Source organism: Bacillus sp. FSL R5-0443 (assembly GCF_038608285.1).
Lineage (GTDB): Bacteria > Bacillota > Bacilli > Bacillales > Bacillaceae > Bacillus > Bacillus velezensis.
Map to the genome: position 1 here is coordinate 1,404,737 of NZ_CP152013.1, position 14,319 is coordinate 1,419,055.

The following is a 14,319-nucleotide window of genomic DNA, read 5'->3' on the forward strand; positions in this document are numbered from 1 at the left end:
TATCAAATATCGCCTCATAAAGGAAAGAAAGGAGCACAAACGAAAAAGACACAGCTTTTGCTGCGTCTTTACGGGTGATTCAGTTTTACGGCGCCGCCGGCCGGAGAATGGGGCATATTGGCCAGTGATATGCTCATACCCCCCAAAATAATTCCGCTTAAAATGACGGCTACTGCTACGCGTCTTCCCACATCTCTAAGCATATGCTTCCTCCTTAATGTTTCTCCAGTTCTCACAATATGAGCCGGCCGGAGAAAAAAGAAGCACAATCTTATTATTTAATCGCTTTTTGCAGCTTGTCGATGACGTCTAATGAACGTCCCGTGCCGATAGCCACTGATTCAAGCGGATTTGCCGCCAAATGAACGGGAACGACGATTTCATCTGTCAGCCATTCTTTCATCCCGTTTAAAAGGGAGCCTCCGCCGGTTAACACGACGCCGCGGTCAACGATATCACCGCTGAGCTCCGGCGGACAATCTTCAAGTGTCGCTCTGATCGCTTCAAGAATATGCAGGAGCGACTCACGCATCGCGTGCTGAATTTCATTAGATTGCAGTCTGATTGTCTTCGGCAGACCGGTTACAAGGTCACGCCCGCGGATTTCCATCGTTTCCGGCACATGTTCGATCAATGCAAAACCGATTTCCATTTTCACTTGTTCTGCCGTACGTTCCCCGATCAGCAGGTTGTATTTTTTTCTGACGAACGAGGCGATATCTTCATCAAGCTGGTCGCCGCCGATTCTGATCGAATGGCAGGATACGACGCCCCCGAATGAGATGATGGCGACTTCAGTCGTACCGCCGCCGATATCTACGACGACGTTTGCGACCGGCTCGTCAACAGGGAGGTCGGCCCCGATTGCAGCGGCTACGGGTTCTTCAATCAAGTGAACGTTTTTCGCTCCGCAGTTTTTGACAGCGTCACTGATGGCGCGTCGTTCAACGGCTGTTGAGCCTGAAGGCGTGCAGACGACGACATTCGGTTTGCGGAAAGTCATTCCGATTTTTTTTCCGGCTTTTTTCATAATGTGTTTTAATAAGTCAGTTGTCATATCATAATCAGCAATGACACCGTCTTTCATCGGCCGAACGGCGACGATTTTCCCCGGCGTCTTTCCGATCATGCTTTTGGCATCCGTTCCGATGGCAAGCACCGCTTTCGTTGTTGTATCTACAGCGACAACGGAAGGCTCGTTTAAAATAATTCCTTTATTTTTACTGTAAACAAGTATATTAGCGGTTCCTAAGTCGATTCCGATCTCAGTTGATTGAAACATGTTTTCACCCAATCCCTATCCTGATTTAATTGATTCTACATTTAAAGTTTCTGAGAAAAACCACGATTTTTGGGGGTTTCCGCCGGGAATGAAATGTTTTTGTAAAAAAGGAGGGAAAGTCTGTATCCCATATTTCAAAAGGATTTTCTTTTGTAAAAAAACATTCAGTTCCGGATGCTGAGAAACTTTTGCTCCGTTCCTTTCGTCTACGTTTATGAAGGATTTTCCTTGGACATAAAGAAGAGACATTAAAGGAAGTAGGGGATTTCTATGAAATCAATTGGTGTAGTAAGAAAAGTAGACGAACTCGGGCGTATTGTCATGCCGATTGAATTGAGAAGAGCATTGGATATCGCTATTAAAGATAGTATTGAATTTTTCGTTGACGGAGACAAAATTGTCTTGAAAAAATACAAGCCGCACGGCATTTGCTTAATGACGGGGGAAATTACTCCCGAAAATCAGGAGTACGGCAACGGCAAAATTATTTTAAGTCCTGAAGGAGCGAAAATGCTGCTTGAGGAAATCGAGGAAGCGTTAAAAGATAGATCATAATCAGCAAAAAGGGCGGAGCATCATTCCGTCCTTTTATTATGAACTTGTGCAAAAACTCACGGGAAAAGTAAGCGAACCTGCTCAATTAATTGGGAATAGTTATCATTTTTTAGTCAATAATGCAGTCAACAATGTTACAATATATGTAGAAATGCTAGCGGCAGGTGGGACTATGGGAAAATATCAAGCGCGTATCATTTCCTTAATCTTGGCAATGATTTTTATTATGTTTTGGGATTATTTATTTTATATGATTGAACGGAATCCGATTAACTGGCCCGTTGACATCACCTTTACCGCCGTCACATTAATCAGCGTCTGGCTGCTGGCTTATTATGTGGATAATAAAAAGCAGCTGCTGGCGGAGCTGAAGGACAGCGAGCAGAAAGCAAAGGCGCTTTCAGATGAGAAAAACCGGATCATGGACAATCTGCAGGAAATCGTTTTTCAGACGGATGCACAAGGGAATATTACATATTTGAATCAGGCCTGGACGGCGATTACGGGCCACTCCATCAGCGAATGTATGGGCACGATGTATAATGATTATTTTATAAAAGAAAAACATATCATTGATTATATTATCTCCCAAATCAAGCAGCAGTCCCCGTCAGGAATGTTTACGGCCAAATATATTAAAAGAGACGGCTCGATCTTTTGGGGAGAAGTCCATTATAAGCTGTATTATGACCGCAGACAGAAATTTGTCGGAAGCCTGGGGACGATGTCTGATATCAGTGAACGGAAAAAAGCGGTCGACGAGCTTCTGGAAACGAACGAACGCCTTGCCATGCAATCTCAAAAGCTGGCCATTGCCGGGGAGCTTGCGGCAGGAATCGCCCATGAAGTAAGAAATCCTTTAACGTCAGTCAGCGGCTTTCTCCAGCTGATGAAAGCCCAGTATCCGGAAAGAACGGATTATTTTGATATTATTTTTTCGGAGATTAAAAGGATTGACCTTGTGCTGGGGGAGCTGCTTCTGCTCGCCAAGCCGCAGACCGTGACGTTTACCGCTCATCATCTCAACCATATTTTACGGCAGGTGGCAACGCTTCTTGACACGAACGCGGTGCTGTCGAACACTGTAATTGAGAAGGATTTCAGGCAGACTGAGTCCTGTATGGTCAACGGTGACGAAAACCAGCTGAAACAGGTATTTATTAATATTATTAAAAATGCGATTGAAGCGATGCCTGACGGCGGGAATATTCATATTTATACAAAACGGGATGAAGAATACGCGGTGATCAGCATACAGGATGAAGGAAACGGCATGTCGAAAGAAAAGCTTGAAAACATCGGGAAACCGTTTTTCTCAACAAAAGATCAGGGAACGGGTCTCGGTCTTCCGATTTGTTTACGAATTCTGAAGGAGCATAATGGTAAACTTAACATTAAGAGCAAAAATGGAGAAGGCAGTACGTTTCAGGTGATTCTGCCGTTAGAAGCGGCTGCTGTCCAAAAGGAGGAAAAATAACTTGCTTCTTTTTGTATACGGTTTGTTACGGAAGCGTGAAGAAAACCATGAACTGCTGAAAGGCGCTCCGTGTGTGTGCGAGCAGGCTGCGATAAACGGCGTGCTGTACGAAACGGATAAAGGTCAGCCTGCGGCGTCTTTAGCAGAAACAGCTTTTGTGTACGGGGAATTGTATGAAACAGATCATCAAATGATCCGTAAGCTGGATGCGTATTATGCTGATTTTGATCGAAAAGAGGTTGCCGTGACGACGGATACCGGGAATAAAACCGCCTTCGCATATGTCGTAAAGCCCGACCAGTGTGCTTCATTCAGCCGTATCAAAAGCGGAGACTGGAAAGAATACCGTTTTATGAAACGGGAGGATGACAGTCCGGTTTATTATTTCGCTTACGGCTCCTGTATGGACAATGCCCGGTTTAAACAGGCGGGGGTCGACCACTTTTTTGCCGAGCCGGTCGGAGGGGCGGTTGTTGAAGGGTATTCGACGAGATTCACATTAAGGCGTCCTGACGGTTCCAGAGCCGATCTTGTTGAAGACGGGGGACGAACTGAAGGCGTGCTGTACAAGCTCCCGTTTGAAGCGGCAACCTATCTGTACAAAAGAGAAGGTGTTGATAACCACACATACCGTCCCGCGTTCATAGAAGTGTGTGCCGGCGGCCGTGTATACAGAGGCGTCCTGACGTTTCTCGTTCTTGATAAAGCTGAGGAAATTGCGCCTCCGGGTCACTATCAGGAAGAAATCGAACGCGGAGCGGACCTGTATTTATCGCCCGCCTTTTCAGAAAAGCTTAAACGCTATATGAACTCATTGCCGAAAATGTGATACTATTCCTATTAGAGATATTGTTTAAAGGAGTACTGTTATGAGAAAAGAGTTTGCCGTTATCGGTCTCGGACGCTTCGGCGGAAGTATTTGCAAAGCATTAAGTGAAGAAGGCCTTGAGGTCATGGCGATGGATATTGATGAAGATAAAGTAAATGAATACGCCAAAATCGCATCACACGCGGTCATCGGCGATTCAACCGATGAATCGGTGCTGAAAAACTTAGGGCTGCGCAACTTTGACCACGTCATTGTGGCAATCGGCGAAAATATACAGGCGAGCATTTTAACGACGCTGATCTTAAAGGAACTCGGCGTGAACACGATCACTGTTAAAGCGCAGAACGATTATCATGAGAAAGTGCTTGCGAAAATCGGGGCCGATCACATCGTCCACCCTGAACGTGACATGGCAAAACGCATCGCCCACAACATCGTATCAAATAATGTGCTTGATTATTTGGAGCTGTCCGACGAACACAGCATTGTGGAGATCGTGGCCAACAGCAGGCTTGCGGGCAACACACTGCTTGATCTGGACATCCGGGCGAAGTACGGCATTAATATCGTGGCCATCAAGAGAGAAAAAGAAGTGATCGTATCTCCGCTGGCGACTGAAATGATCCAAAAAGAAGATATTCTCATCGTTATCGGCTCTCTTACGGACATTTCCCGATTTGAAAAAAGAGTGCTTCACACAAAGTGAAAAGCCGTCCGTAAAAGGACGGTCTTTTATTATGTCAGAATAGAAAGACATTTATCATGTAAGCGGTATTTTCTGCAATTTTTATTGACTATGATCAGGCGATCCGATAGCATATTGTACCATATACAGAAAAAGAGGAGGCCTCATTTTGAACAAAGAAACACTGGCTGAACGGCTGAATGCATCAGCCGGCAGACAAAAAGCCGATACCGTCATTAAAAACGGAAAAATCATGGATGTATTTAACCAGGAATGGATTTCTGCAGATATCGCCATTACGGGCGGAGTGATCGTCGGGCTGGGCGAATATGAAGGGGAAGAAGTCATTGATGCAGAAGGTCAAATGATCGTTCCAGGCTTTATTGACGGACATGTTCATATCGAGTCCTCTATGGTTACTCCGATTGAATTTGCTAAAGCCGTCCTCCCACACGGAGTGACTACTGTCATTACTGATCCTCACGAAATTGCGAACGTTTCCGGAGCAAAAGGCATTTCTTTTATGATAGAGCAGGCGAAAAAGGCGCCGCTGAACATCCGTTTCATGCTTCCTTCCTGTGTTCCCGCCGCTAGCTTTGAACGCTCAGGAGCCGTATTAAAAGCCGAGGATTTAAAGCCTTTTTATCAGGAGAAAGAGGTGCTCGGACTTGCGGAAGTAATGGATTATGTGTCTGTTGCGGAAGGTGAAGAGGATATGCTTCAGAAACTGCTTGATGCCAAGCGTCACGGAAAACGGATCGACGGGCATTTAGCCGGACTGTCTTCAGATATCATCAATATATACAGAACCGCAATGGTGTCAAATGATCATGAAGTGACGACAAAAGAAGAAGCGCTGGACAGAATCAGACGGGGAATGTATGTCATGCTGCGCGAAGGATCGGTGGCAAAAAATACGCTCAATGTGCTGCCGGCGGTGAATGAAAAAAACGCGCGGCGCTTTTTCTTTTGCACGGATGATAAGCATGTAGATGATCTGCTTTCAGAAGGAAGTGTGAACCACCAAGTCAAAATGGCGATAAAGGCGGGACTTGATCCATTCCTTGCGTATCAGCTCGCCAGTTTAAATGCGGCTGAGTGCTACGGTCTTGAAACAAAAGGGGCGGTAGCGCCGGGTTTTGACGCAGATCTGCTGTTTATTTCAGATGTACGGGAGGCTGTCGTCACGAAGACCATGGTCGCCGGCCGGACCGTTGCCGAGAACGGACGCACGGTTTATGAACAGTCTGCCGGTTCCTATTCGCCGGACCAGGCGCTGTTGGATACAGTGCGGCTGAAAGCGCCGCTGACTGAATCGGATTTTCATATACCGATTCAAGAGGGTAAGAAAATGAATGTAATCGAAATGATACCGAATCATTTGGAGACGAGAAAAAAAGAAGTGCCTGCACCGTCTGCTGACGCGTTTTGTCCTGATACAGAAAATGATTTATTAAAAATCGCCGTCGCAGAGCGGCACAGCGGCGAAAAAATGATAGGACTCGGGATTGTACAAGGGTTCGGGTTAAAAGAAGGCGCCATCGCCACAACCATTTCTCACGATTCCCATAATATCATCGCCGTCGGTACAAACGATGCCGATTTGGCAAAAGCAATCAACAGGCTCCGTGACACCGGAGGAGGATTAACAGCCGTGAAAAACGGAGAATTGCTTCATTCCGTTCCGCTTCCGATCGCCGGGCTTTTGTCTGATAAGTCGGCGGAATGGGTCAATGACAGCTTGGGCGTGCTTCATGAAAAGCTTCCTCTGCTCGGATTCACCGGTGATTTCAATCCGTTTCTCACATTATCGTTTTTAGCGCTTCCGGTGATTCCGGATATTAAAATGACAGCGGCCGGTCTGTTTGATGTCAAAGCCTTTCAGCATATTCCGCTGCAATAAAAAAACTGCACTCATTACGAGTGCAGTTTTTTTAGACCTCCATAATGATCGGAAGGATCATCGGGCGGCGTTTTGTTTTTTCGTATAGGAACGGAGCAAGCGTATCGGTAATTTCGTTTTTAATTTCGGACCACTGCGTTGTTTTCCGATCCATTACTTTCTCCAGATGATTCGAAATCAGCTGCTGCGCGTCATTGATCAAATCACCGGATTCTCTCATGTATACAAAACCTCTTGAGATTAAATCAGGCCCCGCCGAAACCTTAAAGTCGTCCATATTGATGCTCACAACAACGATAACAAGGCCTTCTTCTGAAAGAATGCGGCGGTCGCGGAGCACGATATTGCCGATATCACCGATTCCACTTCCGTCAATGTAAACGGAGCCGGACGGAATTTTGCCTGCCACAGCGGCTTCTTCGCCTTTGAGGGCCAGCACTTCGCCATTATCCATGATAAAGCAGTTTTCTTCGGGTATGCCGCAATCAGTCGCGAGTTTGACGTGCATTTTCTGCATTCTGTACTCACCGTGAATCGGCATAAAGAACTTCGGTTTGATCAGGCGGAGCATTAATTTCTGCTCTTCCTGTCCGCCGTGTCCGGATGTATGAATGTCATTCAATGAACCGTGAATGACTTCTGCGCCCGCACGGTACAGCTGGTTGATGGTGCGGCTTACGCTGATTGTGTTTCCGGGAATCGGAGAGGAAGAAAAGACGACCGTATCTCCGGGATTAATGGAAATCTGCCGGTGCGTCCCGTTAGCGATGCGTGATAACGCCGCCATCGGTTCACCTTGGCTTCCCGTACATAAAATCGTTACCTTATTGGCAGGCATACGATTGATTTCGTTATGCTCAATAAACGTATTTTTAGGACAGGTAATGTAACCGAGATTTTGTCCGATTTCAATAGCCGATTCCATACTGCGTCCGAATACGGCAACTTTTCTGCCGTTTAAAACGGCTGCTTCAATCACCTGCTGAAGACGGTGTATATTCGAAGCGAATGTCGCAAATATAATTCTGCCGTCCACTTTTCGGAAAATATCGTGAATGCTTTCGCCTACGCGGCGTTCTGACATGGTGAAATCAGGAACCTCACTGTTTGTACTGTCAGAAAGCAGGCACAGAACGCCTTCTTTCCCGATTTCAGCCATCTTTGTCAAGTTTGCCGGTTCGCCTACCGGTGTGAAATCGAACTTAAAGTCCCCGGTATGTACGATATTGCCCGGCGGTGTTTTGACGACGATTCCGTATGAATCCGGAATGCTGTGTGTCGTTCTGAAGAAGGATACTGACGTCTTGCGGAACTTCACGATGTCGTCTTCACCGATGATGTTTAATTTGGTCTGTCTTAACAGCCCGTGCTCTTCAAGTTTATTCCGAAGTAAGCCGATCGCGAGTTTACCGCCGTAAACGGGAATATTTACTTGTCTGAGCAGGTACGGAATACCGCCGATATGGTCTTCGTGACCGTGGGTGATAAACAGACCTTTAATTTTATCTTCATTTTTTACTAAATACGTGTAATCGGGGATTACGTAATCAATGCCGAGAAGTTCATCTTCCGGGAACTTGATTCCCGCATCAATCAGTACAATTTCATCCTGAAACTGCACCCCGTACGTATTTTTTCCGATCTCGCCCAATCCGCCGAGGGCGAAAACGGCAGTCTGGTCATTTTTTACAAATTTCATTCCGCTCATAACTCCAATACTTTAAAATTTTCGCTCTGCTTCTCATATTCTAAAAAAGCACCGTCCACAGGCTGAACAAATTCAATGTTGTATTTCTGATCTTTCAGTTTCGTTCTGACGTCCCGTTCTGAAACGCCCTCAATGTAAAGTGAATCTGTTTTTTCCCGAACAGGTACTTCGTCAGCCTTCTCTTGATAAAATACCTTATAAATCATCCAAATCTCTCCTTAAATGCCGTATGTTAGACTCGCTTATTCTATTATATTCGAAAACGGATTATAAGGAAAGTCTCGAGCAAAAAAGGGACTTTCAAAAACCGAAAGATCCCTTCTACGCGATGACTTTTTTCCGGAGCATTCCGCCCCACTGTCTTCTGAGTTTCTTCCGTAATCGGCGCAGCATCGTATACCTCCTTTAAAGCCCTTTATAGCAGTAGTATGCGGAAAAAATGAATTTGTTTTCGTGGGTAAAACTGGAATTTCATCAAGGCGGTTTTCCGGAAGAAAAACTTTCTGTATGATGATATTGAAAAAGACACGACTGATAAACGGGAAAAAGGAGAAATTGACATGAAACCAAAATTGATCTTTTTTGATATTGACGGCACGATCTATGACCATGATAAACATATTCCCGATAGCGCAAGAAACGCCGTGAAGGCGCTTAAAGAGGCTGGCCATCACGTTTTTATCGCCAGCGGAAGGTCCCCGTTTATGGTAAAACCGATTCTGGAAGAGCTTGAGATTGAATCATTTATTTCATACAACGGCCAGTATGTCGTATTTGAAGGTGAGGTCATTTATAAAAATCCGCTTCCTGAAGATGCGGTTGCGCGTTTATTAAAGCAGGCGGCAGAAGGGGAGCACCCCGTCGTATTTATGGCGGAAGACACGATGAAAACGACCGTCCCCGGACATCCGCACGTCTCGGAAGGAATCGGCAGTCTGAAAGCGCCTTATCCCGAAGTTGATGAAACATTTTATAAAGGAAAAGAAATTTATCAGCTGCTTTTATTCTGCCGCGGACATGAAGAAAAAGCATATGCCGCTTTTCCGGAGTTTGATTACGTCCGCTGGCATGAATTGTCAACGGATGTGCTTCCGAAAGGCGGTTCAAAAGCGGAAGGCATTAAAAGAGTGCTTGAGCGGCTTCCGTACGGCATAAGTGACACTTATGCATTCGGCGACGGACTAAATGATCTTGAGATGATTCGTTTTGTCGGCACCGGGGTGGCGATGGGAAATGCGGTTCCGGAATTAAAAGCTGCCGCTGATTTCGTCACAAAGCCGGTGGATGAGGAAGGAATCAGCTGGGCCGTCAAAGAACTGGGCCTTTTGAAATAAAGAAAACCGGCACTTTGGGAAGTGCCGGTTATTTTTAACGGTCAATGGCAATGGCGTTTTCAGGTTCTTTGAACGGATTTTCTTTATCAATATGGTCGTAAAACATCACGCCGTTCAGATGATCGATTTCGTGCTGAAACACGATGGCCGGAAAACCTTTGAGGCGGATGTCAATCTGTTCTCCTTCAAGCGTCACCGCCTTTACGCGGATGCGGGCGTAGCGCGGCACATAGCCGGGAATGGGTTCGTCTACCGACAGGCAGCCTTCTCCGCTCGTCAAGTAGCTTTTTTCCACTGAGTGGCTGACGATCTTAGGGTTAAAAAGAGCATAGCTGTATAAAGTGCCTTTCGCATCTTCTGCATGGACGGCGATCATCCGTTTTTTTACGTCTGTTTGGGGAGCGGCAAGACCGACGCCCGGACGAAGCTTGTATTTCTCGGCTAATTCAGGATTTTGGCTGTTTTTCACAAACTCAATCATATCAGCAAGATGCTGTTTTTCTTCGTCAGAAGCGGGAAGCTGAACCTCTTCAGCGATCTCTCTGAGCGCGGGATGTCCGTCGCGTACAATATTTTCCATAGTAATCAAGAAACTTCACTCCTAAAGCTTAATATGTAAATTATAGCGAATTTCTTTATCGCGGCGCAACGAAACAATTGGCCGGCCATAGCAGGCCGGCCGATGTTCATGGTGTATAATGTCAGCAGCCGCAGCCTAAATAAGCGGCACCGACGATGATTAATAAGATAAACAATACGACGATTAATGCGAATGTGCGGCCGTATCCGCCGCCGCAGCCGTAACCGTAACCGCCGCCATAACCATATCCGCCGCCGCAACAACCGCCGCCAAATCCGCCGCCAAATCCATATCCGTACATAAAAAAACCTCCTCTTTTAATTACGCTGACCCTCTGTCAGCAGGGCCGGCGTCTACTATAAACTATGTAAAAGCCAAAAAGATGTATGGTCATCCGCCCTGTTTTCTCAATTTTTTACGCAAGTATTCTTTGAAAGCACCGTAAGCGTCTTTACACGGTCATGCCAATTACAGCTCAGCTATTGTCAAAAAGCGTTCGGGCTTCTATAGTGGAAATTGTCAAGATTGGGGGATTTTAAGTGAATATGATTCAAAAAAAGGTATTAGCAGGAATCGGAGCGCTCGGCGCCGCAAGTATGCTGCTTGCCGGCTGCGGGGGAAAAGATCCGGTTGAATCGCTTCATGACTCGATGGAAAAAGCCGTTCAAGCGGAAAAACCGTTTCAAAAAGAGCAGAAAACATTAGAAAAATTGGAGAAAAAAGAGCATAAGCTATACGACAGCGCGGTTAAACTGAATATGGATGATTACCAGAAAATTGTCACACTGTCTGATCAGGCTCTGAGCAATGCAAATCAGCGAAAAAAACATCTGAAAGCAGAAAAAGACAGTATTGATGATTCAAAAAAAGCGTTTGAATCCGCAAAAAAAACTTCTCAAGAAATAAAGGATAAGAAAGTAAAAGAAAAAGCCGGGCATGCTGTCGCTTTAATGGAGAAAAGGTATGCATCTTATGATCTTTTGTACAAAAAGTACGAAAAAGCCATTTCACTTGATAAGGACCTTTATAAACTGATTAAAGATAAAAAGCTCACATTAGCGCAGCTGGAAGAGCAAATCAGCAAAGTAAACTCAGTTTACGAAAAGGTGCATAAACAAGCAGATGAGTTCAATCAATTTACTAAAGACTACAACAAAGAGAAAGAACTATTATTCCGCAAATAGTATAGTGAAGGCATATCGGCATGGGCTGATGAACTGATAACAACCGAGTTCAGCCGCCTGTAAAAAGGCGGCTGAAGAATTGGTATATACGTGTGTTTCCCATTGACAACAAGTAAATCATGGTATAGTATTTATTTAGGGAAATATTCACATAAAACCAATCGTTGTTTCGGCACGTTGGAATGTTTTTATTATATTGATATATATATATAACAGAATGAAAATGTGATTTTAATTATCGGAAAATTCCGTTTATTTATATTTACGGCGATATGATATTTGTACATGCTTTTTGCTTTTAAACCTTTATCCGGCATAAAGGTTTTTTTATTTTGCTTCGTAATGCTTATTAAGTAAGGGTGCTGAGAGTAAACGACAATTTTAAAATTGAAGTGAAAAACGTTAATCAAAATCGGAACGAAAAGAAACGGCAGAAATACGGAACAGGAGGAAAACAAATGCTTGCTTACGTCTTTCCCGGACAGGGAGCGCAGTTTAAAGGAATGGGCAGAGACTTATTCGATGAATTCAGTGAGCTCATTAAAAAGGCAGATCATATTTTAGGATACTCCATAAAGGATTTATGCCTTTCAGATGAAAAAGAGAGGCTGACTGATACGAAGTATACACAACCTGCAATTTATACAGTGAGCGCACTGCAATATTTAAAGGGTTTAAAAGAAGGTCATACACGCCCTGATGCTGTTGCAGGACATAGTCTGGGTGAATATACTGCGCTTTTTGCGGCCGGCGTTTTTAATTTTGAAACAGGTCTCCGGCTGGTTGCTAAAAGAGGCGAGTTAATGAGTGAGGCTTCCGAAGGCGGAATGGCTGCCGTGATCGGACTGGATGAGCATCACATAAAAAAAATACTTCAAAAGTATGAACTCGGCCAAATAGATATCGCCAATTACAATACATCTTCACAAATTGTGATAGCAGGGGCTTCAGAAGAGATAAAACGGGCAGCCTCTTTTTTTGAAAAAGAAGGGGCGAAAGCTTATATCGTATTACAAGTCGGCGGAGCTTTTCATTCTCGTTTCATGGAAAGTGCACAGCGCGAATTTGCGGAATTTATCGAGGAGTTTCATTTTTCTGAATTGAATTTCCCGGTCATTTCTAACTATACGGCAAGACCTTATAAACAAGAAGATATCAAACGGAATTTAATTGAACAAATAACAAACTCGGTAAAATGGACTGAAAGCATCAGGTATTTAATGGGACAAGGCGTCACTCTGTTTGAAGAGATCGGTCCTGGAAACATTCTGACTAAATTAATTCAAACCATACAAAGAGATGAAGAACCGCTTACTATCAGTGCGCCGGAAGACAGTCTCTTTTTTTCTGAAGGGAACACGGACAATTCGGAAAGCGGGAAAGAGCATAGCCTCTTGGCCGAAAATATAGAGAGCGGTGCAGCTTCACCGGTGTCCCGATTGGGTGATCAATCTTTCAAAGAAGATTACGGTTTGACATACGCGTATTTGGCAGGTGCGATGCATAGAGGGATTTCTTCCGCTGAAATGCTGATCCGCCTCGGGAAGAAAGGAATGCTGGGGTTCTTTGGCACAGCGGGTTTACCTATAAGGGAAATTGAACAGGCCCTTATTTCTATTAAGAAGACACTCAAAAATGGCCAGCCCTACGGAATGAATCTGCGATTTGAGCCGGATCATCAAGATAGAGAAAAGGAATTGATAGATTTATATATCAAGCATGACGTACGAGTAATAGAAGCGTCTTCGTATTTTTCCGTCAGCGCGCCATTAATTTATTACAAAGCGCATCAGTTGAAGATAGACAAAAGCGGCACGGTCATACCTCATAATCGGATCATTGCCAAAGTTTCACGGCCGGAAGTTGCGGCCGCATTTCTGAGTCCGCCTCCTCAAAGTATCGTAAAGAGAATGTGTCAGCACGGTATGCTGACGGAAGAGCAGGCGGAGTGGCTCAGCCGTATTCCGGCAGCAGACGATATCATTATTGAAGCAGATTGCGGAAGTAATACTGAACAGGGCTCATTGCCAGCGATGCTGCCGTTTTTTGTTAACCTGCGGGATGAAATGATGGAAACACACAAATACGCAAGGAAGATAAGGATCGGGGCTGCGGGAGGAATCGGGACTCCCGAGTCTGCCGCGTCTGCTTTTTTAATGGGCGCTGATTTTATTATGACGGGATCCATTAATCAATGTACAGTTGAAGCCGAAACAAGCGGTTTTGTTAAAGAAATGCTGAGTGAGACAGGAATATGCGATACTGCTTATGCGCCTTCGGAGACTCTGTTTGAGTTCGGAACAAAAGTTCAGGTGCTGAAAAAGGGCACGCTGTTTCCGGTCAGGGCAAATAAATTATTTCAAATCTACCAACAATATGAGTCTTTGAGTGAGATAGATGAAAAGACAAAGATTCAGCTCGAAAATGATTATTTTAACAAAACTTTTGATGAAATCTACGAAAGCTTAATAGAAAAACAGCCGAACCTCGCCCAAAAAGCTGAGCGCAATCAAAAATATAAGATGCTGTTACTATTTAAGTGGTATTTGCAGAGAGGATGTCTGCTTGCTTTGGAAGGGCAGGAAGAACAAGAGGTGAATTTCCAAGTTCATTGCGGCCCGTCTTTAGGCGCTTTTAATCATTGGGTAAAGGGCACGGATTTGGAATCATGGAGAAACAGACATGTCGATGACATTGGTGAAAAATTGATGAATGAGACCGAAAGTCTGCTAAGGCGCAGATTGGATACGTTATTTCTACACTAAAGAAGGGGCGGGTGGAG

General features: G+C 44.7%; 14 protein-coding genes. 8 read left to right on the plus strand and 6 right to left on the minus strand.

The genetic code is table 11. From position 1 onward, the window contains the following. Positions 1–68 precede the first annotated feature (68 nt). Both NYE28_RS07330 and mreBH read right to left on the minus strand, forming a co-directional pair. On the minus strand, positions 69–203 hold the full coding sequence (locus NYE28_RS07330; protein WP_003154559.1) for a protein YkpC: 135 nt from the start codon (positions 201–203) through the stop codon (positions 69–71). A gap of 71 nt (positions 204–274) precedes the next feature. Then, a complete protein-coding gene (gene mreBH / locus NYE28_RS07335) occupies positions 275–1,282 on the minus strand; it encodes a cell shape-determining protein MreBH (RefSeq protein WP_003154558.1) in 1,008 nt (335 codons plus the stop codon). A 270-nt stretch (positions 1,283–1,552) separates the two neighbouring features. On the opposite strand from mreBH, the gene NYE28_RS07340 reads away from it, so the two are divergent. The 5 genes from NYE28_RS07340 (at position 1,553) to ade (ending at position 6,731) form a co-directional block, all read left to right on the plus strand. Beyond that, the gene (locus NYE28_RS07340) at positions 1,553–1,837 is read left to right on the plus strand and encodes an AbrB/MazE/SpoVT family DNA-binding domain-containing protein (RefSeq protein ID WP_003154557.1); all 285 of its coding nucleotides are present in this window, start codon (positions 1,553–1,555) and stop codon (positions 1,835–1,837) included. Between the two features lie 172 nt (positions 1,838–2,009). Further along, positions 2,010–3,314 (plus strand): ATP-binding protein, encoded by a 1,305-nt coding sequence (locus NYE28_RS07345; protein WP_007409646.1) that lies wholly within the window; start codon positions 2,010–2,012, stop codon positions 3,312–3,314. A gap of 1 nt (position 3,315) precedes the next feature. Continuing rightward, on the plus strand, positions 3,316–4,143 hold the full coding sequence (locus NYE28_RS07350) for a gamma-glutamylcyclotransferase (protein WP_337681100.1): 828 nt from the start codon (positions 3,316–3,318) through the stop codon (positions 4,141–4,143). Positions 4,144–4,183: 40 nt separating this feature from the next. After that, positions 4,184–4,849, plus strand: coding sequence for a Ktr system potassium transporter KtrC (gene ktrC / locus NYE28_RS07355; protein ID WP_003154554.1), 666 nt, complete (start codon positions 4,184–4,186; stop codon positions 4,847–4,849). Between the two features lie 148 nt (positions 4,850–4,997). Then, positions 4,998–6,731: an adenine deaminase gene (gene ade / locus NYE28_RS07360; RefSeq protein WP_012117460.1), complete on the plus strand. Its 1,734-nt coding sequence runs from the start codon at positions 4,998–5,000 to the stop codon at positions 6,729–6,731. A gap of 31 nt (positions 6,732–6,762) precedes the next feature. Here ade and rnjA read toward each other — a convergent pair whose 3' ends face one another. Beyond that, on the minus strand, positions 6,763–8,430 hold the full coding sequence (gene rnjA / locus NYE28_RS07365) for a ribonuclease J1 (RefSeq protein ID WP_003154550.1): 1,668 nt from the start codon (positions 8,428–8,430) through the stop codon (positions 6,763–6,765). Positions 8,431–8,435: 5 nt separating this feature from the next. Next, positions 8,436–8,645: a DNA-dependent RNA polymerase subunit epsilon gene (locus NYE28_RS07370; RefSeq protein ID WP_003154548.1), complete on the minus strand. Its 210-nt coding sequence runs from the start codon at positions 8,643–8,645 to the stop codon at positions 8,436–8,438. 354 nt (positions 8,646–8,999) lie between these two features. On the opposite strand from NYE28_RS07370, the gene NYE28_RS07375 reads away from it, so the two are divergent. After that, a complete protein-coding gene (locus NYE28_RS07375) occupies positions 9,000–9,773 on the plus strand; it encodes a Cof-type HAD-IIB family hydrolase (protein ID WP_253599878.1) in 774 nt (257 codons plus the stop codon). 34 nt (positions 9,774–9,807) lie between these two features. On the opposite strand, the gene def is transcribed toward NYE28_RS07375, so the two are convergent. Beyond that, a complete protein-coding gene (gene def, locus NYE28_RS07380) occupies positions 9,808–10,362 on the minus strand; it encodes a peptide deformylase (protein ID WP_003154544.1) in 555 nt (184 codons plus the stop codon). 112 nt (positions 10,363–10,474) lie between these two features. Next, positions 10,475–10,654 (minus strand): YjcZ family sporulation protein, encoded by a 180-nt coding sequence (locus NYE28_RS07385; RefSeq protein ID WP_007409651.1) that lies wholly within the window; start codon positions 10,652–10,654, stop codon positions 10,475–10,477. A 244-nt stretch (positions 10,655–10,898) separates the two neighbouring features. On the opposite strand from NYE28_RS07385, the gene NYE28_RS07390 reads away from it, so the two are divergent. Further along, positions 10,899–11,537: a YkyA family protein gene (locus NYE28_RS07390; RefSeq protein ID WP_032865273.1), complete on the plus strand. Its 639-nt coding sequence runs from the start codon at positions 10,899–10,901 to the stop codon at positions 11,535–11,537. 458 nt (positions 11,538–11,995) lie between these two features. Beyond that, positions 11,996–14,302 (plus strand): ACP S-malonyltransferase, encoded by a 2,307-nt coding sequence (gene fabD, locus NYE28_RS07395; RefSeq protein ID WP_337681098.1) that lies wholly within the window; start codon positions 11,996–11,998, stop codon positions 14,300–14,302. Positions 14,303–14,319 lie beyond the last annotated feature (17 nt).